The organism is Bradyrhizobium sp. Cp5.3 (assembly GCF_000426265.1).
Classification (GTDB): domain Bacteria; phylum Pseudomonadota; class Alphaproteobacteria; order Rhizobiales; family Xanthobacteraceae; genus Bradyrhizobium; species Bradyrhizobium neotropicale.
The window spans coordinates 276,458-296,498 of record NZ_AUFA01000008.1 but is presented as its reverse complement, the minus strand read 5'-3'; the positions used below and the strand labels follow the sequence as shown (position 1 = coordinate 296,498).

18 protein-coding genes are annotated in these 20,041 nt (G+C 65.5%); 12 read left to right on the top strand and 6 right to left on the bottom strand.

The window, feature by feature from the left end:
• Nucleotides 1–102: 102 nt before the first annotated feature.
• On the top strand, nt 103–249 hold the full coding sequence (locus tag K289_RS51545) for a hypothetical protein (RefSeq protein ID WP_198024699.1): 147 nt from the start codon (nt 103–105) through the stop codon (nt 247–249).
• Here the strand turns inward: K289_RS51545 and K289_RS0113620 are convergent.
• Genes K289_RS0113620 through K289_RS0113610 form a run of 3 tightly spaced genes read right to left on the bottom strand, consistent with a single transcriptional unit; the run spans nt 246 to nt 4,043 of the window.
• The gene (locus tag K289_RS0113620) at nt 246–1,832 is read right to left on the bottom strand and encodes an ATP-binding protein (protein ID WP_027552024.1); all 1,587 of its coding nucleotides are present in this window, start codon (nt 1,830–1,832) and stop codon (nt 246–248) included. The genes K289_RS51545 and K289_RS0113620 overlap by 4 nt on opposite strands.
• Nucleotides 1,829–2,533, bottom strand: a complete 705-nt coding sequence (locus K289_RS0113615; protein WP_027552023.1) for a response regulator transcription factor — start codon at nt 2,531–2,533, stop codon at nt 1,829–1,831. Before K289_RS0113615 ends, K289_RS0113620 begins: the two co-directional genes overlap by 4 nt.
• 19 nt (nt 2,534–2,552) lie before the next feature.
• Complete coding sequence (locus K289_RS0113610; protein ID WP_027552022.1) at nt 2,553–4,043, bottom strand: DUF4173 domain-containing protein; 1,491 nt, start codon at nt 4,041–4,043, stop codon at nt 2,553–2,555.
• A 188-nt stretch (nt 4,044–4,231) separates the two neighbouring features.
• On the opposite strand from K289_RS0113610, the gene K289_RS44350 reads away from it, so the two are divergent.
• Complete coding sequence (locus K289_RS44350; RefSeq protein ID WP_035684690.1) at nt 4,232–5,530, top strand: glycoside hydrolase family 3 N-terminal domain-containing protein; 1,299 nt, start codon at nt 4,232–4,234, stop codon at nt 5,528–5,530.
• A 59-nt stretch (nt 5,531–5,589) separates the two neighbouring features.
• Here the strand turns inward: K289_RS44350 and K289_RS0113600 are convergent, their stop codons facing one another.
• The gene (locus K289_RS0113600; protein ID WP_027552021.1) at nt 5,590–6,198 is read right to left on the bottom strand and encodes a TetR/AcrR family transcriptional regulator; all 609 of its coding nucleotides are present in this window, start codon (nt 6,196–6,198) and stop codon (nt 5,590–5,592) included.
• Between the two features lie 101 nt (nt 6,199–6,299).
• Here K289_RS0113600 and K289_RS0113595 point away from each other — a divergent pair, with 101 nt between their 5' ends.
• The 5 genes from K289_RS0113595 (at nt 6,300) to K289_RS0113570 (ending at nt 10,256) form a co-directional block, all read left to right on the top strand.
• Nucleotides 6,300–6,995, top strand: a complete 696-nt coding sequence (locus K289_RS0113595; RefSeq protein WP_027552020.1) for a PspA/IM30 family protein — start codon at nt 6,300–6,302, stop codon at nt 6,993–6,995.
• Nucleotides 6,996–7,043: 48 nt separating this feature from the next.
• A complete protein-coding gene (locus K289_RS0113590) occupies nt 7,044–7,328 on the top strand; it encodes a YiaA/YiaB family inner membrane protein (protein ID WP_027552019.1) in 285 nt (94 codons plus the stop codon).
• Between the two features lie 185 nt (nt 7,329–7,513).
• Complete coding sequence (locus K289_RS0113585) at nt 7,514–8,539, top strand: hypothetical protein (protein ID WP_051310566.1); 1,026 nt, start codon at nt 7,514–7,516, stop codon at nt 8,537–8,539.
• A complete protein-coding gene (locus tag K289_RS0113580; RefSeq protein WP_027552017.1) occupies nt 8,536–9,753 on the top strand; it encodes a hypothetical protein in 1,218 nt (405 codons plus the stop codon). The genes K289_RS0113585 and K289_RS0113580 overlap by 4 nt, the downstream gene beginning before the upstream one ends.
• 296 nt (nt 9,754–10,049) lie before the next feature.
• Complete coding sequence (locus K289_RS0113570; RefSeq protein ID WP_027552016.1) at nt 10,050–10,256, top strand: hypothetical protein; 207 nt, start codon at nt 10,050–10,052, stop codon at nt 10,254–10,256.
• 144 nt (nt 10,257–10,400) lie between these two features.
• Here K289_RS0113570 and K289_RS0113565 read toward each other — a convergent pair whose 3' ends face one another.
• A complete protein-coding gene (locus K289_RS0113565; RefSeq protein ID WP_027552015.1) occupies nt 10,401–11,246 on the bottom strand; it encodes an SDR family NAD(P)-dependent oxidoreductase in 846 nt (281 codons plus the stop codon).
• Nucleotides 11,247–11,438: 192 nt separating this feature from the next.
• On the opposite strand from K289_RS0113565, the gene K289_RS0113560 reads away from it, so the two are divergent.
• From K289_RS0113560 to K289_RS0113545, 4 genes are all read left to right on the top strand, one after another.
• The gene (locus tag K289_RS0113560) at nt 11,439–12,935 is read left to right on the top strand and encodes an aldehyde dehydrogenase family protein (protein WP_027552014.1); all 1,497 of its coding nucleotides are present in this window, start codon (nt 11,439–11,441) and stop codon (nt 12,933–12,935) included.
• A 116-nt stretch (nt 12,936–13,051) separates the two neighbouring features.
• Nucleotides 13,052–14,179, top strand: coding sequence for an alkene reductase (locus K289_RS0113555; protein ID WP_027552013.1), 1,128 nt, complete (start codon nt 13,052–13,054; stop codon nt 14,177–14,179).
• A gap of 270 nt (nt 14,180–14,449) precedes the next feature.
• Entirely contained in the window at nt 14,450–14,953 is a 504-nt protein-coding gene (locus tag K289_RS0113550) for a GFA family protein (protein ID WP_027552012.1), read from the top strand.
• A 121-nt stretch (nt 14,954–15,074) separates the two neighbouring features.
• Complete coding sequence (locus K289_RS0113545; protein ID WP_027552011.1) at nt 15,075–16,736, top strand: thiamine pyrophosphate-binding protein; 1,662 nt, start codon at nt 15,075–15,077, stop codon at nt 16,734–16,736.
• Nucleotides 16,737–16,989: 253 nt separating this feature from the next.
• Here the strand turns inward: K289_RS0113545 and K289_RS0113540 are convergent, their stop codons facing one another.
• A complete protein-coding gene (locus K289_RS0113540) occupies nt 16,990–18,369 on the bottom strand; it encodes an LLM class flavin-dependent oxidoreductase (RefSeq protein ID WP_027552010.1) in 1,380 nt (459 codons plus the stop codon).
• Between the two features lie 233 nt (nt 18,370–18,602).
• Between K289_RS0113540 and K289_RS0113535 the strand changes: the two genes are divergently transcribed.
• The gene (locus K289_RS0113535; protein WP_027552009.1) at nt 18,603–19,988 is read left to right on the top strand and encodes a M20 family metallopeptidase; all 1,386 of its coding nucleotides are present in this window, start codon (nt 18,603–18,605) and stop codon (nt 19,986–19,988) included.
• Nucleotides 19,989–20,041 lie beyond the last annotated feature (53 nt).

The window sequence follows — 20,041 nt, the reverse complement described above, 5'->3', positions numbered from 1 at the left end:
TCCTGCTCGATCGGCGCCGCTGGTCCTCGCATTTCCGTGATGGAACCTAATGGCGGCTGATGCGACTTACATAAGACGCGCGAAAAAGCGTGCGAGGCTGTCATGGCAGAGCATTGGAAGCATACCGCCGATCCGGCCGAGATCATGCGGGCGACCGGTCACCCTGAACTGGAATATGCCGCAGGCTGGACCATCGCCGGTCTGGTCACACTCGGCACAATTGTCGCTGCCTGGGTCTTCGCGATCTAGGCGACCGGAAACTGAAGCTCGAAGGCCGCACCCTCGTCGGTCGGCTTGAGCCTGATCGAGCCGCCATGGCTCGCCATCACCGCGCGCGCGATGGCAAGACCCATCCCGGTCCCACCCTGGTCGCGGCGGGTGGTGAAGAAAGCGTCAAATATTCTGTCGCGATTGGGCACTGAGATCGGCTCGCCGTCATTGCTGACTGTCAGCCGCAGCGTGGTGCGTTCGTCGACCGCTTCCAGCCTGATCGTCCTGGCCTTATGCCGCATCGCGTTGTCGGCGAGATGCGACAGCACGATCAGCGCCTTCTCGCCGGACATGCCGATCGGTCGGTCGAGGCTGCCGCAGGCCGAGATCACGCTTGCTGGAAACCGGTTCTTGAGGTCGGTGATGACCGGTGCGAGCTCGGTGCGCTCGTTCTGCGGCAGGCTTTCGGCACGCGCCAGTTCGCGCAGCCGCTGCGCCATCGCCTCCAGCCGTTCGGTGTCGGACAGGATGTTCGCAACGAACGTCTTCTGCTCGGCGGGCGTCAGTGCATCGGATTTGCCCTGAAGCGAATCCTGCAGCAGCTCGGCCGCGCCCTTGATCGAGGTCAGCGGCGATTTCAGCTCGTGGGTGAGATGTGCCGAGAATGTCGCGATGTAGTCCGAGCGCCGCGCCAGCTGCTCGGCCATGCCGAGGAAGCTGTGCGAGAGCTGGGCGAACTCCCGCGTGCCGTAGTGCCTGAGCGGCTGGAAGGCCTCGCGGTCGCCGCGGCTGATCCTGGCGGCACGTTCGATCAGCTCGCGCATCGGCAGCGTGATGGTGCGGGAGAACACCAGCCCGATCGCGATCGTGCCGAGGATGACGGCGAGCCCCGCCAGCACGAACTTGGCGCGCTCCTGGTAGAGATGGTCAAAAATGTTGCTCGGCGTCCGCGTGGTGTAGATCACGCCGGCGACGCGATTGTTGACGATGACGGGCATTGCCGAGAACACGTGCACGCCGAGGCCGCGGCTGAAGGAATAGATCGGCGGTGGCGGCTTGTCCGGGACGCGGTTGCGCAGCGTGGCGCGGTATTGCCCGTGCAGCGCGTCGGCCACTTCCTCGATGTGGGCAAGCGATTGTCCGACCTCCTGGCGGCCGGCGATCACCACCCCTTGCGGGTCGAGGATCCTGAATCCCGCCAGCGTCACCTTCTGGGTCTCGCGGATGATCGGCGTCAGTTTTGCGCCGATCTCGACATAGGCCTGCTGCGCCGGACGCAGCGCGGCTTGCGCATCGGGGCGCCGCCGCAACAGGTCGTTGGCGGTGAGATCGAGTGCGGGCCGGATCGGGGTGAACTGGTCGCCGGGATCGGGCAGCAGGCCGGGCGGCACCTCGGCACCGAGCGTCAGGCCGCTCGCAAGCCGCGCCTCGACCTCCTGCGCATAGATCGTCGCGAGCACCCGGCTCTGCGCGATCAGCTCCGCCTGGGTCTGGCGGATCAGCTGGTTGTCATAGAGGCGGAAGAAGAACAGGCCGACCAGCGGCAGCACGCCGACGGTGGTCAGCACCGCGAAGATGACGAGGCCGAGCGACGGCCGCCACTTGTCGGGTGCCGTGCTCATGCCTGCTTCTCGCAGCGGCCGAGCTTGAAGCCGACGCCATGAATGGTCTCGATCACGTTGTCGCAGGCAAGCGCCGCCAGCTTGGCGCGGATGTTGCGGATGTGGCTGTCGATGGTGCGGTCGGAGACCTGGATGTTGAGCTGATAGGCCGCCCGCATCAATTGCTCGCGGTTGAACACGGCGGTCGGCCGGGTCAGGAACGCGCGCAGGATGCCGAACTCGATCGCGGTCAGCTTGAGCTGTGTGCCGGCAAAGGACGCGACGTGCTGCTCGGGATCGATCAGGAGGCCACCTTGGATCAGCGCCGCCGGCCCGGCCTTGGCATCGCCATTGCGCGGGCTGAGGCGGCGCAGGATGACGTTGACCCGTGCCACCAGCTCGCGTGGGCTGAACGGCTTCGTCACATAATCGTCGCCGCCGATCTCGAGGCCGAGCACGCGGTCGATCTCCTCGTCGCGCGCCGACAGGAACAGGATCGGCACGTCGGAGCTCTTGCGGACCTCGCGGCAGACCTCGAGGCCGTCGAACTCCGGCATGCCGACGTCGAGCACGATCAGGTCGGGCTTCTCAGTGGCAAAGCGGCTGAGCGCCTCCTTGCCGTCGCGCGCCTCGATCACGTCCATGCCGGCCTTTCTCAGCGCGACACGGATGACCTCGCGGATGTGGCCCTCGTCGTCGACGATGAGAATACGATGCGCCAAGGATCTCTCCGCTTCCTCGTCAGCCTGCAGCCTTGGCCTGCGCATCGAGCCTGCGTTGCAGCCGCCAGCTCCGAAAGCCCCAGGTCCGCCAGGCCAAGTCCTGTCGCTGCTGTTCTACAAGGCGGTCGCGGCGCGACACAAGGCAGCTCTCGTTGGCACCGGCCCGGAGCGCGATCGCCTTGTCGATCGCGGGCAGCGCCTGCGGTCCGAGGGTGAGGAGATAGTTGATATCGATCTGCACACCTCTGCCCGATGCTTCGCGGCTGTGGGCAACATTATAGTCGGCAATGAGTGCATCGAAGTTCATGAGCGAAGAGGAATACAGCACGATCGTTAACGCGATTAGATTTGCACTGATGAGCCACCGGTTGGACCGGTTGAGGGCGATGCGCGCCACGATCAGGACCAGCCCGACCGCGACCAGCCCCATCCAGATGAAGGCCGCGATGCGCCAGTAGGTCAGCATGTAGATGTCCACGTAGAGATCGAGGCGCAGAATGGAGGAGGCGACCAGGAGGACGTTCTGTCCGACCCAGAGATAGACCAGCGGCCGGATCACCTTCGATTTCTCCGCAGCCCCGCCCGGGCGCATCGCGGCAAGCACGAAGACGGCGGCCAGCAGGGCGGTTGCGATCAAAGGGTAGGCGCCGCGATGGGCGTAGGCCGCGTAGGTGAGGCTCGTGGGCAGCGCCACGTGGCCCCAGAGATAGATGCCGTCGAGGGTGGACTGCGCGGCGAACAGCACGTTGAACAGGATCAGCGAGCGTAGAATCGTCGCGGGTCCCAGGAACTCGGCCGGGACGAAGGACGCAAGCGGCTCCGGCTCGGCGACATCGGCTGCCGCAGTGGCGACACTCTTCTGGCGGCGCCAGCGCACATGGATGAACGGCCAGACCAGCGCCAGCATTGCCGTCCAGAACAGCACGCGCCAGACGCTGACATATTCGACGATGAGCTTTGGATTGAGCAGGGACACCCATTGCTCGATCACCGGGTTTGCCGCGGCAAACAACGCGACGAAGACCATGCCCAGCACCGCCGGCAACAGCCAGAGGGCGATAGCGCGGGTGAACGCCGACATGTTGAAGACCTGCAGCGCATCGGGAAAGAACCGCAAGGGGCCGAACAGGAAGAAGTTGCGCAGCGCGCGGGCGCGGTCAGCGAATTCGGTCGTCTCCGGATTGGTCGCGAGCAGCAGGCCGACGACCATCGCAATGGTGAGGATCGCAAAAGAGAGCGTGTTCACCTCTTCGATCGCCGGCACGAGGCCCAGAGCGAGGACGGCGCCGCCGATCAATGCGCGCCGCCATTCCAGCGAGGCGTGGTTGGCGAGCAGCGAGGCGCAGGCGATCGCGACGGCAAAGATAGAGAGCGACAGTCCGACCCGCTCGCCGTAGAGCAGCCAGTCGGCGAGCGCGGCCAGCATCAATGCCATTGCGAGCTTGGTCGGGATCGCGGAAGGCCGCATCGGTTGGATATCAATTGTCGACGTCGAAGCCAGGCTCGTCATGTCCAAAAGACCTTTCGTGGGTGATGACGCCACGAAGTCTGGACGGCTCTTGTGCAGAAGCCGGGATCATCGTCTGCACGAGTTCAGGAGTTTCGTGCAGATTCCGTGCAGGCGCGCTTTTGCCTCTCGCGCAACGTGAAGCGCCTTGATAGGTGCGAAGCATTCGCCCCTCGCACCCATTGAAATCCATGCAGCTCATCCGCCGTATCGGCCTCATCCTGCTCTGGCTGGCCGCGCCCGTTCTCGCATTCGCGGCCGCAAACAAGAACGATCCCTATCTCCTCGTGCTGCGTGGCGCGGGAAACATCGCGCTCTTCGCCGTGAGCATCGTCGTTGTCGTCGTCCTGCTGCGTCGCGGACGGTGGCGCGGCATCGCCGGCAGGCTGCTCGTCCTTCTCTGGTGCCTGCCGCCGCTCCTGATGGCTGCCGCGCACTCAAGGTTCGAGCTGCGCAAGCATGATGTCCTCGGCGCGAGCGCCGCCGAGGCGCGTGAGCTCGGCCCGCACTTCATGGTCGGCTACTCCTCCTTTCCCGAGGTCGCGCGTCTTGCGGAGCAGGGATTGATCGGCGGCATCTACGTGACACGGCACAACATCAGGGGCCGGACCGTCGATGCCCTGCGCGCCGAGATCGCAGCGCTCCAGGACAAGCGGCGCGCCGCCGGCCTGCCACCGCTCATCGTCGCCGCCGATCAGGAGGGCGGCATCGTCGGCCATCTCTCGCCGCCGCTGGCGAAGGTGCCTGCGCTGGCGACGCTTGCCGGGCTCGCGCCGGATGTCCAACAGGCCAAGGCAGAGGAATTCGGGCGAATTCACGGGCGCGAGCTTTCAGGCCTCGGCATCAATCTCAATCTCGCGCCGGTGCTCGATCTCAAGCCGCCGGCGCGGCGCAACCAGCTCGACTTCCACACGCTGATCGGCCAGCGCGCGATTGCCACCGATCCTGTTGTCGTTGGTGCGATCGCGAGCGCCTATGTCCGTGGGCTCGAAGCTTCTGGCGTCGGCGCCACGCTCAAGCATTTTCCGGGCATCGGTCGCGTGCGCACCGACACGCATCATTTCAGCGCCAACCTCGACACGCCGGTCAAGGAGCTGGAGGCATCCGACTGGCGTCCGTTCCGGGAGGTGCTCGCGCAGTCGCACAGCGCGCTCATGGTCGGCCATGTCACGCTCACGGCCATCGATCCCGATCGCGCTGCCTCGCATTCCAAACGCGTCGTCGAGGGAATCATCCGTGACACCTGGAATTACCAGGGTGTGGTGATGACCGACGACCTCGTGATGGGCGCGATCTACCAGCACGACGTCTGCAAGGCCGTGGTCGAGGCGATCGACGCCGGCGTCGATCTGTTGCTGGTCGCTTATGACGGGGCGCAGTTCTACCGGATCTTTGATTGTGCGCTCGATGGCGCGCGGAAAGGCAAGCTCGATGCAGCCGCGTTGCGAGCCAGTGAAGCGCGCCTCGTTCGGGCGTTTCCCGCTGACTGAGCGGTGAGGCCCGTTTCAGCTTCTGCACCGGAAAGTGCGGTGGCTTGCAAGTCGGCGAGTTAGTTCTGTCGCGCCACCAATCCGTCCAGCATCGCGCGCACGAGTCCCGCGATCTCGTTCCGCAACGCCGGCAGGGGCACTGCGACCAGCTTCTGCTCCAGCCCCAGTGCCACCATGCCGTGCACGGCCGAGAACAAGCTGCGCGCGGTGATGCCGAGTTGCTCCGGACCGCGCTTCGGAAACAAAGCGGCGAGGGGCCGGTAGATGTGGCCGAACAGCTCCATCTGCTCGTTGATCGCCCAATCGGGCACCATCTTGCCGCGCTCCATGCGATGCTCAAACAGCGCGCGCCAGAGTTCGAGATTTTCCGCAGCGAAATCGCAATAGGCAATTGCAATGCGGACCAGCGTCTCCTGCGGCGAGGCGGGGCCTGCGCCCTCGGCGCCGGTCAGAGCCGCGTCGAGCCGGCGCAGCGTGCGCGAGCCGACGCGCAGGATCAGCTCGTCCACGTCGGCCACAAGATTATAGACCGCGCCATTGGCGCAGCCGATCTCGCGGGCGAGATCGCGGGTTTTCAGGCCGGCCAATCCCCTCTCGGCGATCATCCGTTCCGCTGCGACGATCAGCGCCTCTTTCAGTTTCTCTCGTCGTTCCAAGGCTTTAGACATTCTTAATCATAATTCTTGAGCGACGCTCAAATTTCTCTTGAGCAATGCTCAAGATATGCTACAAAGCGTCCGTGAGCAACGCTCATAGCAGGGAGTAGCCAATGTTCAAGACCGTAGTGACGCTCTTTCGCGGCAGCGTGGCGGCCGCCAGCGAGGAGCTCGAAGACCGGACGGCGCTGCTGATCCTCGATCAGCAGATGCGCGATGCGGCCGCCGCCGTCGAGCGCAGCAAGCGGACGCTGGCGCTGGCGATCGCCCAGGACCAGCACGAGGCCCGGAAGCTCGAGGCCACCAACGCGCGCATCGCCGACCTTGAGACCCGTGCCGTTGCGGCGCTCGACGGTGGCCGCGAGGATCTTGCCAAGGAAGCCGCCGAGGCCATCGCCGGCCTCGAAGCCGACCGCGACGCTGCCATGACCGCACGCGCGCTGTTCGCGACCGAGATCGCCCGGCTGAAGCGGCAGGTCGCCAGCGCGCAGGCCCGCATCACCGAGCTCGATCGCGGCCGTCGTCTCGCCCGTGCCTCGGAAGCGGTGCGCTCGCTTCGCCGCAGCGGCATCGAGGCGGCAAGGCCTTACGAATCCACGCTGCCGGAGGCGGAGAACACGCTGAAGCGCCTCCGCGAACGGCAGATCGAGGCCCAGGCCGCCGACGACGCGCTGGTCGAGCTCGATGCAGCCACCGGTCCGCTCGCCACCGCAGAGAAGCTCGCCGAGCAGGGCTTCGGCCCCCGGCTCAAGACGACCGCGGACGACGTGCTGGCGCGGTTGAAGTCCAAGCGCACGCCCACCGACTGACCCTAACCGATGATCATTCACCTCAACGTCAAGCAACAGGAGACCATCATGAACCCGACCACCCCGTCCCACAGCCCCGCCTGGGTTACTTTCACCTACGTTTCGTTCGCCGCGTCCGCCTTCATGGTCGGCCTCGGAATCTTCTTCCTGCCGCTCGACCTGTCGGTCAAGGGCTACCTCGCCATGGGCTTCCTGATGCTGACGCAGTCCTGCATCACCATGACCAAGACGATGCGCGACAATCACGAGAGCGGCCGCCTGGTGAACCGCATCGAGGACGCCAAGGCCGAGCGTCTCTTGATGGAAGTCGAGCGCGGCTCGCGGGCGGCGTAAAGCACGTCACAAGCCGGCTGGAGCAGGGACGGCGGATGCGAAGGCATCCGCCGTCCTCTCCGCTTTGCGCCGGTTTGTCGCACGCCCCGCAATATTTCCTTTACCCTGCAGTCGTCGCAGGAGGTTGTACTCATCGCTCCTTAACAGCCTCGCATGAAGAACGGTCCGGATCACAGGCGGGCAGGATGACGGCTTCTGGCAACGGGCGAGACGCAGGACAGGTCGGAGGCGCGGCCGGGCGCGTGCGCAGCTACGCCGCATTCTGGTTCAAGGCGCTCGCGCAGCCGAGCATCGATCTCAGCTTGCGCACCCATCCCGGTCACATGACCCGGATCGTCGAAAGCCCCGGCCTGTCGCTGCCGCAGGACGAACTCGACAGGTTGATTACGCAGCTCCGCATCGTTGCGGCCAAGACGCTGCCGGCCGATCAGCTCACTTACGGCATCTTCTCGGGCGAGCGCGAGCGCCTCTCCCGCGCCATCGTCACGCTGATCTCCGAGGAGGACAGCGGCCGCCCGATCGCGTTCAACGCGCTGTCGGTGATGCAGGTCGAGCTCGACGGCGCGCCGGTCGACGTCACCCATCTCGGGCTGGTGATGGTCGACCCCGATGCGCGCGGGCAGGGCCTGTCCTGGGTGCTCTACGGCCTGACCACGCTTGTCCTGTTCCTGCGCGACGGCCTGCGCCCGCGCTGGATCTCCAACGTCACGCAGGTGCCGTCGGTGGTCGGCATGGTCAGCGAGACTTTTTCCGACGTCTATCCCTCGCCGCGCCCCGAGGCGCGGCAGAGCTTTGCCCATCTCCAGCTCGCCCGAGGCATGATGCGCCGGCATCGCAGCGTGTTCGGCGTCGGCGATGATGCCGGTTTCGACGAGAGCCGCTTCGTCATCACCGATGCCTATACCGGCGGCTCCGACGCCCTGAAGAAGACGTTTGATGCCGCTCCAAAACACCGGGACGCGCAATATGGTGAGTTCTGCGCCCGCGAGCTGAACTACGATCGTGGCGACGATTTCCTGCAGATCGGCCACATCGATCTTGCGGCGGCGCGCAGCTATCTGTTCGAGCAGGTGCCGCACCGCTCGCTGCCCGGTCTGTTCGTCGCATCCCTGATCCTCGGGTTGCAACGGCTGGTGCTGCCGGTCATCTACTGGCTCGACGATCGCAAGACCTTCGGCACGCTGCGGCCCCGGCAGGGGAGCGACCGATGACGTCGGCCGTCGTCGCCAACGCGATCGTCAATCTCTGCGGCGTGATCGGGCTCGCCGTCGCCATGCTCGCGCTTCATCGCCGCGATGCGCATAGCCCGCTGACCCGACGCCTGGTGACCGCGCTCGGCATCGTCGCGCTGCTGTTCCTGGTCCGCAGCATCGCCTGGCTGAGCGAAAGCAGCCTGCTCGACGATCTCTCGGTCATCCCGGCTGCCGCGATTCCTTTCGGCGCGCTGATCGTGACCGAGGGGATGCTGCGGCGGCATGCGCCCCGCGCCATCAAGCTCGGGGTGATTATCGGCGCCGTCGTGCTCGGCGTCGGCGGTGCGCTGGGCCTCGGGCATTTCGATATGCCTTACGCGATTGCGCTGGCGCTGTTCCAGCTCGGCGGCTTCGCCGCTTGCGCCTTTCTGCTTGCGACGCGCGATCGCCAGTGGTTGATGGTGTCCGAAAACCGCAGCATCGATCGCATGACGATCGGCGCCATCGTAGTCCTCCCCTTCATCGTCACCGATTTTCAGGCGCTGATGCCGGACATGCCGGTCAGGCTGGGTGCGCTCGGCGCGCTGCTCGTGGTCACTGCGGTCCTGATCGCCGGCAGCAGCGCCGAAGCACGCTGGCACGGCGTGCTCCTCACCGTGCTGCGGCTCGTGAGTTCGGCCCTGCTTGGTCTTGCCGCGGCCTTTGTCGCCCCCGATGTCGACGCTGCCCAGATCGCGCGCTTCTGCGCCATTGCGGTCGCGGGTGTGCTGACCATCGGCCTGATGACGGACACGTTACGGGCCTACCTCGAATCCCGCGCACCGGGCGTGCTGAGCTCGGTCGCGATCTCGCCGGCAACCACGCGCGACCAGCTCATCGCGGAGCTGCTGCGCCATCCGCTGTTCGAGAGCGCGCGGCGCTACCGCGAACAAGATCTCGCGCCCTACGATCCCGCCTCGTTGCGCAACCGTCTCGCGACGCATCGCGTGCTGCGGCGGTTCGATGCGCCCTGGGGACATCCGCCGGCCGATCCGGCGGTGGAGCGGCTGGTGTCGCTGATGGCCGCGGGCAATGCGACGCATCTCGTCGTGCTCTCGTCCGACCCGATCGATCTGCTCGCGCTCGCGGTTCCCGTGATCTCAGCCGATCCTGCCACCGAGACCGCGATCGCGCTGGTGCAGCGTATCCTGATCATGACGGATGGTGCCGCGCAGGGCACGCCGAGCGCTTAGGGTATATCGGAGCCCGGCATCTACCAGCGCTCGCGCGTTGGCGAAATGTTGCACGGCTGGGAATTTGACATGCGCAACGGCCGGTCCTGGGTCGATCCGAAACGCGTCAAGATCTGGTCATATCCGTTGCCGTGGCGAGCGGCGAGGAACTGAAGAAAGACCCGTATGTGGCGGAGACCTTTCCAGGTGCACGTTGAAGACGATCATGTGATCGTGGAAGTTTGAGACTGCTTTGCTGATTGTGATTTCGACGTAACTGCGATAAGCCTCGCCCGCATTCATGGCGGAGACGAGCTTTGTCGAAACAATCCCTGCGAGAGGAAGCCGAGCGCCTGATCCGCGAATCGATGGAAAAGAAGACCATCGTCGTCAAGCAGGGCACGACCCGCATCGAGGCGGTCTGCGGCAAGTGCGGCGCCCCGAACCGGGTCCAGGCCCCCAAGGGGCAGAGCCGCGTCAAGTTCGCCTGCAAGCAGTGCGGGCATCAGCAAGAGACGCTGTAGTCGATCCCGCGCGATCAATGCTTGATCCTCATCCTGAGGAGCCCGCGTAGCGGGCGTCTCGAAGGATGCAGGCCCACGGCCGGGCCCCATGGTTCGAGACGCGCTTCGCGCTCCTCACCATGAGGGTCTTATGTTGCAGCGAGACTAATTGCCTTCCACAAACCTCTTGAACGCCTCTGCATAGTCCGGATGCCAGCGCGATAGGGGCGGGCGGTTCTCGACGATGTCGCCGGCTGCCCACAGCATGCGCTTCTCGTCGAGTTCGCGCGGCACGTCGTTGTCCGGGCATAGGATGTAGAAGTCACCGGCCTCAAGCCGTGCCAGCATGAAATCGACGGTCTGCTCCGGCGTCCAGGCGCCGGCCGGCTTCTCGGTGCGTCCCTTCGCGGTCAGGCCGGTGAACACGAAGCCGGGGATGAGCAGATGCGCGGTGATGCGGCAATCCCGGGTGTTGCGCAGCTCGTGCTGGAGCGCCTCGGTGAACGCCTTCACGCCGGCCTTCGAGACATTGTAGGCGGGATCGCCGGGCGGCGTGGTGATGCCCTGCTTCGAGCCGGTGTTGACGATCAGGCCGGCCGTGCCGCGCGCGATCATGCCGGGCGCAAAGATGCGCGATCCATTGATGATGCCCCACATGTTGACGCCGATGATGCGCTGCCAATTGTCGGGCTCGCCGAACAGTGTGCTGCCGGGCTGGATGCCGGCATTGTTCATGAGGATGTCGGTACCGCCAAAGCGCGTGCGCACCGCGCGTTCCAGTTCCGCCACGCTCTCAGGCTTGCTGACGTCGGTGACGGATGTCATCACATTTGCGGGATCCGTAACGGATGACAATTTTGTTGACGCCTCTGCCAGTCCCGTCTGGTCCACATCCACAACGCACAGTTTCATCCCGGCGCGTGCGAAGGCCTTGGCGGCAGCAAGACCGATGCCGGACGCGCCGCCGGTGATCACGGCAACATTGTCCTTGGCGATGGCGGGGTGCGGCATGGATCGTCTCCGGTGGCAGGGGCGTTGCACTCGATCGAGCTATAACATGGCGGTCGGTCGACCCTGCACAAGTGGGCATGGGTGCTCTTCGTTCCGCGCCGACTTTACGCCTATCCGGCACCGCTGTATTCTGCTCAACCTAACGATCCCGCCCAGATCGAGCCAATCAATCACCTCACAGGGAGTGCAGCCATGGCTGTGTCGCAGGCTATTCCGATCACGCGCCATCCGTTCGCCAACGGGTCCTACAAGCAGATGCTGATCGACGGACAGTGGGTCGACGCTGCTTCCGGAAAGCGCTTCGAGACACGCAACCCCGCCACCGGTGAGCTGCTCGCAACCGTTGCCGAAGGCGACAAGGAAGACATCGACCGCGCGGTTGCCGCCGCCCGCCGCGCCTTCGAAGGACCCTGGAGCAAGGTCAGGCCGTTCGAGCGGCAGAATCTGCTCTTGAAGCTCGCCGACCTCGTCGAGAAGAATTTTGACGAATTGTCGCAGCTCGACACGCTCGACATGGGCGCGCCGCTCAGCCGCACGCGTGCCTATCGTCTGCGCGCCATCGGCATGCTGCGCTACTACGCCGGCCAGACCACCGCGATCCACGGCGAGACCATCGAGAACTCGCTGCCCGGCGAGATCTTCTCCTACACGCTGAAAGAGCCGGTCGGTGTCGTCGGCGCAATCATCCCGTGGAACGGCCCGCTGACCGCGACGATCTGGAAGATCGGCCCGGCGATCGCGACCGGCTGCACCGTCGTGCTCAAGCCCGCCGAAGAGGCGCCGCTGACCTCGTTGCGCATCGCCGAGCTTGCGATGGAAGCGGGCGTGCCGCCCGGCGTCATCAACGTCGTTCCCGGCTATGGCGAGACCGCGGGCGCGGCACTCGCCTCGCACCATGATGTCGACAAGGTCGCCTTCACCGGCTCGCACATGACGGGCCAGTCGATCATTCGTGCCTCGGCCGGCAACCTCAAGCGCGTCTCGCTCGAGCTCGGCGGCAAGTCGCCCGACATCGTGTTCGCGGACGCCGATCTCGATGCCGCCGTGCCGGGTGCGGCGATGGCGGTGTTCGCCAATTCCGGCCAGATCTGCAGCGCCGGCACGCGCCTGTTCGTCGAGCAGTCGATCTATGAGGAGTTCGTCGGCCGCGTCGCCGAGTTCGGCAAGAAGCTGCAAGTCGGCAACGGCCTCGATCCCAATGTCCAGATCGGCCCGCTGGTCTCCGAGCAGCAGCTCGAGCGCGTCACCGGCTATCTCGACATCGGCCAGAAGGAAGGCGCGCGAGCGCTCGCCGGCGGCGGCCGCGTCACCGAAGGCGCGCTGGCCAAGGGCTTCTTCGTCTCGCCGACCGTGTTCGCGGGCGTCCAGGACAACATGCGTATCGCGCAGGAGGAGATTTTTGGTCCCGTCATCTCCGCGATCGCCTTCAAGGACATGGACGAACTGGTCAAGCGCGCCAACAACACCACGTTCGGTCTCGGCTCGGGCCTGTGGACGCGCGACGTCAGCAAGGCGCATGCGGTCGCAAAATCGCTGCGCGCCGGCTCGGTGTGGGTGAACTGCTACCAGGCGATGGATCCGGCCGTGCCGTTCGGTGGCTACAAGATGAGCGGCTATGGCCGCGAATCCGGCAAGCAGCACGTCGAGGAATATCTCAACGTGAAGGCCGTCTGGATCAAGACGGCGTAGTGCGCTTCGTTCCCGCGTTTCGCGGGAAGGAATATTGCCTTTGGGGGCGGCACCTTTTCCGGTAGCCGCCCCTCGCTATATGATGTGCATCCTTCCGCAGAGATATTGGGGCCAACATGACATTTCCGGCGTTGTTCAAACCGTTGCAGGTCGGTCCGTACAGGCTCGCGCATCGCGTCGCGATGGCGCCGCTGACGCGCATGCGGGCGGAGCGCGAGAGCTTTGCGCCGCGTCCGCTCAATGCCGACTATTACGGGCAGCGTGCCACGCAGGGCGGCCTCATCATAGCCGAAGCTTCGCCCGTGCTCTCGCATGGCCGCGGCAACCCCGCGACGCCCGGCATCTATTCGGACGCGCAAATATCCGGATGGCGCAAAGTTGTCGATGCCGTGCACGCCAAGGGCGGCGTCATCTTCCTTCAGCTCTGGCATGTCGGCCGCGTCTCGCATTCCTCCTTCCATGGCGGCGCGCTTCCGGTCTCGGCCTCTGCGATTCCGATCAAGGCCGAAGGCATGCGGGCGATGACGGCCGACGGCAAGATCTCGGATTACGAGACGCCGCGCGCGCTGGAGACGGGCGAGGTCAAGGGTATCGTCGAGGCGTTCCGGCAGGCGGCCAGGAATGCGCTCGCCGCGGGCTTTGACGGCGTCGAGATCCACGGCGCCAACGGCTATCTGCTCGAGCAGTTCCTGCAATCGCGCAGCAACCAGCGCACCGATCAGTACGGCGGCTCGATCGAGAACCGCGCGCGGCTGCTGCTGGAGGTGACGCAGGCAGCGATCGACGTCTGGGGCGCGAACCGCGTCGGCGTGCGGCTGTCGCCCTACGGCATTGCCAATGATTCCGGCGAGCCGGATCCGATGCCGCTCTACACGCATGTGGTGAAGGCGCTCGACAAGCTCGGCCTGGCCTATCTGCATTTCATCGAGCCGCGCTCCAGCGGCTCGGGCCGTGCCGAGGTCAACTGGCAGAACGTGCCGTCGGCGATGGTGCTGTTCCGCCCGCTCTATGGCGGCGTGCTGATGACCGCCGGCGGCTTCACCGGCGAGACCGCGAATGCGGCGATCGCCGATGGCCATGCCGACCTCATCGCCTTCGGCCGCATCTTCATCTCCAACCCCGACCTGCCGCGCCGCCTTCAGCAGGGTTATCCGATCACGCCATACAATCGCGCGACGTTCTACGGCGGCGAGGAGAAGGGCTACACGGACTATCCGGTGTATGATGAGCTGACGCCGGCGTAAGTTATTCCCGTCATTCCGGGGCGACGCGACGGGACCGCGCGAAGCGCGGCTCGGGAGCGTCGAGCCCGGAATCCATTTCTCCGCCTGAATATGAGGCCCAATGGATTCCGGGCTCGCGACTTCGTCGCGCCCCGGAATGACGAGCTTGATTTGTTGCGCGACCGCCAGCACAATTTCCGTCGTTGCGAGCGCAGCGAAGCAATCCAGACCGTTTCCGACGAAAGACCCTGGATTACTTCGCTACGCTCGCAATGACGATGGGGAAACACCATGGCCAAAGCCGCAGCCGCCGCAGGAATCGCCACCGGCCAATGCCTCTGCGGCAAGGTCACCTTCGAGATCGACGTGCCCGCGCGCTGGGCCTGGCACGACCACTCCGCCGCCAGCCGCCGCGCTCACGGCGCGGCCTACGCCACCTATGTCGGAAGTTGGAAGAAGCGGTTTCGCATCACGTCCGGCAAGACTGCTCTCACCCGCTACGAGGACAAGACGACGAAGACCGCGCGCAGCTTCTGTTCCCATTGCGGCACGCCGATCGCCTATGAACGTCCGCGCGGCCCACACATGGTCAACATCCCCCGCGCGCTGTTCATCGAGCGTACCGGCCGCCAGCCGCTCTATCACATCGCCATCGAAGAGCTGCAGGAATGGGCCTATACCGGCGAGTCGCTGGTGCCGCTGAAGGGCTTTCCCGGCGTTGTGTGGCAGCGCTCGAAAAAGAAGAAGCGCGCACGCGGCGAAGATCCGTTCGAGCTCGGGCGCGAGGAGATGTAGCCACACCGCGCACTCCGCTCGTACGCAACGCAGCCATGACCGCGCTCCATTGCGTGCATCCTCCGACTTCGGCCATCATGCCTCCCGTCCTCCGGCAACGTCCGCGAGGCCTGGAGGAAACATGAAGAACAAGATCACCGGCCGCTCCGCCTTTCTCGCGCTGCTCAAGGACGAGGGCATCACCCATCTGTTCGGCAATCCCGGCACCACCGAGCTGCCGATCATGCATGCCCTGAAGGATCATCCCGACCTCACCTATGTGATGGCGATGCAGGAGAGCCTGGTGGTCGCGATCGCCGATGGCTACAGCCGCGCCTCCGGCAGGCTCGTCGCCTGCAACGTCCACGTCGCGCCCGGTCTCGGCAATGCGATGGGCTCGCTCTACAACGCCCAGTTCACGGGCACGCCGATGATCCTCACCGCCGGCCAGCAGGAGCAGGGCCACGGGCTGATGGAGCCGGTGCTCTATGGCCCGCTGGTGCGCATGGCCGAGCCGCTGGTGAAATGGGCCGTCGAGGTGACGCAACTGGAGGATTTGCCGCGCATCGTGCGCCGCGCCGCCAAGGTTGCGACCACGCCGCCGACCGGGCCCGTGTTCATCTCGCTACCCGGTGACATCCTGAACAGCGAAGCCGGCATCGACCTCGGCCGCTCCACGCGCATCGATGCGCGCACCAAGCCATCGGACGAAGCGCTCAAGGCGTTCGCCGTACGTTTGCTCAAGGCCGAGCGGCCCGTGATCGTTACCATGGACGAGGTCGTCAAGAGCGATGCGCTGAAGGAAGCGGCCGAGCTCGCCGAGTTGCTGGGCGCCGCCGCCTATCAATCCTCAACGCCCTACGGCGCGCATTTTTTGTCCGAGAGCCCGAGCTTCGTCGGCACGCTGGCGCGCGTGCAGAAAGTCGCGCGCGATACGCTCGCGCCTCATGATCTCTTGATCGCACTCGGCGGCGATCCCTTGCGCATGTCGGTCTACAGCGAAGTCGATGCGCTGCCGGATGGACTTGGCGTCGTGCAGATAGGTCTCGCCGATTGGGAGATCGCCAAGAACTACGGCGCCGAGATCGCGCTGAAGGCCGACGTGAAGGAGACGCTGCGTGCGCTGATCCCGGTGCTGAAAGAGGTGGGCGGCGCTGCACTGGCGGAGCGCGCAAAGCAGCGCCTCGCCGAGCTCGCGCCGAAGAACTGGATCGCGCGGCGCGCCGCGCTGGTCGAGCAGATCGGCAAGAACGCCGGCCGCACGCCGATCGATCCGGACTTCCTGGTGCTGCAAATGGTCGAGGCCATGCCCGGCAATGCCATCCTCGTCGACGAAGGCCTCACCTCCAGCCGCCAGATCACGAACCTGCGTCCGCATCGCGACCGCTACGGCTATCACGGGCTCGCCTCCGGCGGCATCGGCTGGGGCCTGCCGGCCTCGGTCGGCGTCAGCCTCGCAAATCCGGATCGCCCCGTCGTGTGCTTCTCCGGCGACGGCAGCGCGATGTATTCGATCCAGTCGCTGTGGACGGCGGCGCACCACAAGCTGCGGCTGAACGTCGTCATCGCCAACAACGGCGGCTACCGCATCATCAAGCAGCGCCTGCTCGCCTTCCATGGCGACGACAATTATGTCGGCATGGATTTTGTCGATCCGCCGGTTGATTTCGCCGGCATCGCCAAGTCGCTGGGCTGTGAGGCGATCAAGGTGAGCGATCCCCGCGAGCTGAAGGCGACGCTGGCGTCCACGTTCAACCGGCCCGGGACGAAGCTGATCGAGGTGATGGTGGACGGGAAGGTGTAGGCGGCGCCGCGCGATCCGCTCTGCTCCCTCCCCCCTTGCGGGGGAGGGAAGGGGAGGGGGGTAGCCCAGGAAAAGGTGTCGCCGTCGTCGAGAACGAGTCTCGCCTCACTGAGAGAGTGTGCCGTGTGGCACCCCCCTCCCTAGCCCTCCCCCGCAAGGGGGGAGGGAACGGAGTTGTATCTGCGGCGCCGACAGAGCGAACCGGCGGGCCTCTCGCAGAATCCGCAACACAACCCCATGCAAAGTAGCGGCCTTACCCCGTCTTCCCCACCCGATACCCCGCCGCCGGATGCGGCGCGTCGAGCCGCGCGCGTCCCTGGCCGAACAGCTTCTCACGCAGCGTACCCTGCGCATACTCCGCCTTGTAGCGGCCGCGCCTGGTCAGCTCCGGCACCAGCATGTCGGCGATGTCCTCGAAATCGCCGGGCGAGATTGCGAAGGCGACGTTGAGTCCGTCGACATCGGTCGCCTCGAACCACTCCTCGATCTTGTCGGCGACGATCTCCGGCGTGCCGATCACGACGGGGCCGGCGCCGCCGATGCCGACATGCTCGATGACGTCGCGCACGGTCCAGACGCGATCGGGATCGGCGCGGGTGACGTTGTCCATCGCGCTGCGGCCGGCGTCGTTCTGGACGTGACGCACCTGCTGGTCGAGGTCGTAGCCGGAGAAGTCGACGCCGGTCCATCCCGACATCAGCGCCAGCGCGCCCTCGGGGCTGATGTGACGGCGGTAGTCCGCGTACTTCTCCTTCGCCTCCGCCTCCGTCCGTCCGAGGATGATCGTCATCATCGAGAACATCAGGATTTCGGCGGGGTTGCGGCCGAGCGCGGCCGCCTCCTGGCGGATCGCGGAGACGCGCGGCCCGATCACCTTGGCCGACGGCCCGGACATGAACACGCATTCGGCGTGGCGCGCTGCGAACTGCCGGCCGCGCGGCGAGGTGCCGGCCTGGTACAGCACTGGCGTGCGCTGCGGCGACGGCTCGCTCAAATGGATGGTGTTGTTGATGCGGTAGTTCGCGCCCTCGTGGTTGACGCGATGAACCTTTGCCGGATCGGTGAAGATGCCGCGCTTGCGGTCGCGCAGCACCGCATCGTCCTCCCAGCTGCCTTCCCAGAGCTTGTAGACCACCTCCATATATTCGTCGGCGATGTCGTAGCGGTCGTCATGCCCGGTCTGCTTGTCCTTGCCGGCGCCGCGCGCTGCGCTGTCGAGATAGCCGGTGACGACGTTCCAGCCGATCCGCCCTTCCGTGAGGTGATCCAGCGTCGACATCCGCCGCGCGAACGGATAGGGCGGCTCGAAAGAGAGATTGCTGGTGACACCGAACCCGAGGTTCTGCGTCACCGCCGCCATCGCCGACAGCAAGAGCAGCGGTTCGTTCGACGGCGTCTGTGCTGCATTGCGCAAAGCTGCGTCCGGACTGTTGCCGTAGACGTCGTAGACGCCGAGCACGTCGGCGAGGAACAGCCCGTCGAACCGGCCGCGTTCCAACGTCCGGGCAAGATCGAGCCAATAGGGCAGGCGGTTATATTCGGCAGTGCGGTCGCGCGGATGGGTCCACAGGCCCGGCGATTGGTGTGCGACGCAATTCATCGCAAATGCGTTGAGCCGGATTTGCTTGGCCATGGTTTTGTCCTTCGGCGCCCTATGCCTGACGCTCTTCGAATGCTAACAGTGCGCTCGATTTTGGCGAAGTTCTTGCATGGTCCCGCCATTGGCAAGGCCAAAATCGAGAAGCACTCCTGCCTTGGCAAGCCAATCTCAAGAGAGCAAGAACGAAATCCCCACGCCCCGCCACTTTCGAAGGTCCACCGATCTCGGGTAGGCTCCTTCGCCTCGAAACGCCGAAAAAGCAAGCAATGACCAGAGCCGACGCCATCGCCCGCGCCCGCAACGACATTCAGTCCGGCGCGTTCCTCACTGAGCTCGACCGCCGCGTCGCCTACCGGACCGAGAGCCAGAACCCGTCGCGCGGTGCCGAACTGCGCGCTTATCTGGAACAGGAGATGCAGCCCGCTTTCGCGGCGCTCGATTTCGAAAGCCGGCTGGTGGAATCCCCGAGCGGCAAGGCGCCGTTCCTCATTGCCGACCATCACGAGAGCGCCGCGGTGCCGACCGTGCTGATCTACGGCCATGGTGACGTCGTCGACGGCATGGAAGGCGAGTGGCGCGAAGGCCGCGATCCCTGGCGCACCACCACGGCCGGCGCGCGCGTCTACGGCCGCGGCACCGCCGACAACAAGGGCCAGCATAGCATCAACATGGCGGCGCTGCGCGCGGTGCGTGAGGCCCGCGGCGGCAAGCTCGGCTTCAATGCCAAGTTCATCGTCGAGATGGGCGAGGAGATCGGCTCGCCCGATCTCGGCAAGGTCTGCGATCTCCACCGCGACGCCCTCAAGGCCGACCTGTTCATGGCCTCCGACGGTCCGCGCCTGTCGGCCGACCGTCCGACGCTGTTCCTGGGATGCCGCGGCGGCATCCGCATCCATCTCGACGTGAACCTGCGCGATGGCGGGCACCATTCCGGCAATTGGGGCGGCGTGCTCGCCAACCCCGCCACCATTCTCGTCAACGCCATCTCAACGCTGGTCGACGGCCACGGCCGCCTCCAGCTCGAGGCCCTGAAGCCGCCGCGGCTCACCAACCAGATCCGCAGCTATCTCGCCGACGTGCAGGTCGTGCCGACCGAGGACGAGCCGGCGCTCGCCGACAATTGGGGCGAGGAGGGGCTGTCGCCCGCCGAACGGCTCTACGCCTGGAACACGCTCGAAGTCTTGGCGATATCATCAGGCAACATCGGGAAGCCGGCGAACGCCATTCCCGGTCATGCCAACGCCGTGCTGCAACTGCGTTTTGTCGTCGGCACCAGGATCGACGGGCTGGTCGAGGCCATCCGCGCGCATCTGGTGGAGAACGGCTTTCCGATGGTCGAGGTGCGGGCGGCGCAGAGCTTTGCCGCCTCGCGCACTGATTTCGACAGCCCCTGGATCAAATGGGCGGCGGACTCGGTGCAGAAGACCACCGGCAAGGCGCCGGCCGTGCTGCCCAATTTCGGCGGCTCGTTGCCCAATGACGTGTTTTCCGAGATACTCGGACTGCCGACGATCTGGGTGCCGCATTCCTATCCCGGCTGCTCCCAGCATGCGCCCAATGAGCACATCCTGCTTCCGCTGACCGAAGAGGCCTTGACGGTGATGGCCGGCCTGTTCTGGGATCTCGGCGAATTGCCCAAGCCGCTATCCTGAGCCGCTATCCTGAGCCGTTAACCTGAGCCGCGATCCAGTCGAAAGTCACATTC

Bases quoted from the DNA above. Each gene is read 5' to 3' on its own strand.
- K289_RS51545 (WP_198024699.1), top strand. From the start codon at position 103: ATGGCAGAGCATTGGAAGCATACCGCCGATCCGGCCGAGATCATGCGG.
- K289_RS0113620 (WP_027552024.1), bottom strand. From the start codon at position 1,832: ATGAGCACGGCACCCGACAAGTGGCGGCCGTCGCTCGGCCTCGTCATC.
- K289_RS0113610 (WP_027552022.1), bottom strand. From the start codon at position 4,043: ATGACGAGCCTGGCTTCGACGTCGACAATTGATATCCAACCGATGCGG.
- K289_RS44350 (WP_035684690.1), top strand. From the start codon at position 4,232: ATGCAGCTCATCCGCCGTATCGGCCTCATCCTGCTCTGGCTGGCCGCG.
- K289_RS0113600 (WP_027552021.1), bottom strand. From the start codon at position 6,198: ATGTCTAAAGCCTTGGAACGACGAGAGAAACTGAAAGAGGCGCTGATC.
- K289_RS0113595 (WP_027552020.1), top strand. From the start codon at position 6,300: ATGTTCAAGACCGTAGTGACGCTCTTTCGCGGCAGCGTGGCGGCCGCC.
- K289_RS0113590 (WP_027552019.1), top strand. From the start codon at position 7,044: ATGAACCCGACCACCCCGTCCCACAGCCCCGCCTGGGTTACTTTCACC.
- K289_RS0113585 (WP_051310566.1), top strand. From the start codon at position 7,514: ATGACGGCTTCTGGCAACGGGCGAGACGCAGGACAGGTCGGAGGCGCG.
- K289_RS0113580 (WP_027552017.1), top strand. From the start codon at position 8,536: ATGACGTCGGCCGTCGTCGCCAACGCGATCGTCAATCTCTGCGGCGTG.
- K289_RS0113565 (WP_027552015.1), bottom strand. From the start codon at position 11,246: ATGCCGCACCCCGCCATCGCCAAGGACAATGTTGCCGTGATCACCGGC.
- K289_RS0113560 (WP_027552014.1), top strand. From the start codon at position 11,439: ATGGCTGTGTCGCAGGCTATTCCGATCACGCGCCATCCGTTCGCCAAC.
- K289_RS0113555 (WP_027552013.1), top strand. From the start codon at position 13,052: ATGACATTTCCGGCGTTGTTCAAACCGTTGCAGGTCGGTCCGTACAGG.
- K289_RS0113550 (WP_027552012.1), top strand. From the start codon at position 14,450: ATGGCCAAAGCCGCAGCCGCCGCAGGAATCGCCACCGGCCAATGCCTC.
- K289_RS0113545 (WP_027552011.1), top strand. From the start codon at position 15,075: ATGAAGAACAAGATCACCGGCCGCTCCGCCTTTCTCGCGCTGCTCAAG.
- K289_RS0113540 (WP_027552010.1), bottom strand. From the start codon at position 18,369: ATGGCCAAGCAAATCCGGCTCAACGCATTTGCGATGAATTGCGTCGCA.
- K289_RS0113535 (WP_027552009.1), top strand. From the start codon at position 18,603: ATGACCAGAGCCGACGCCATCGCCCGCGCCCGCAACGACATTCAGTCC.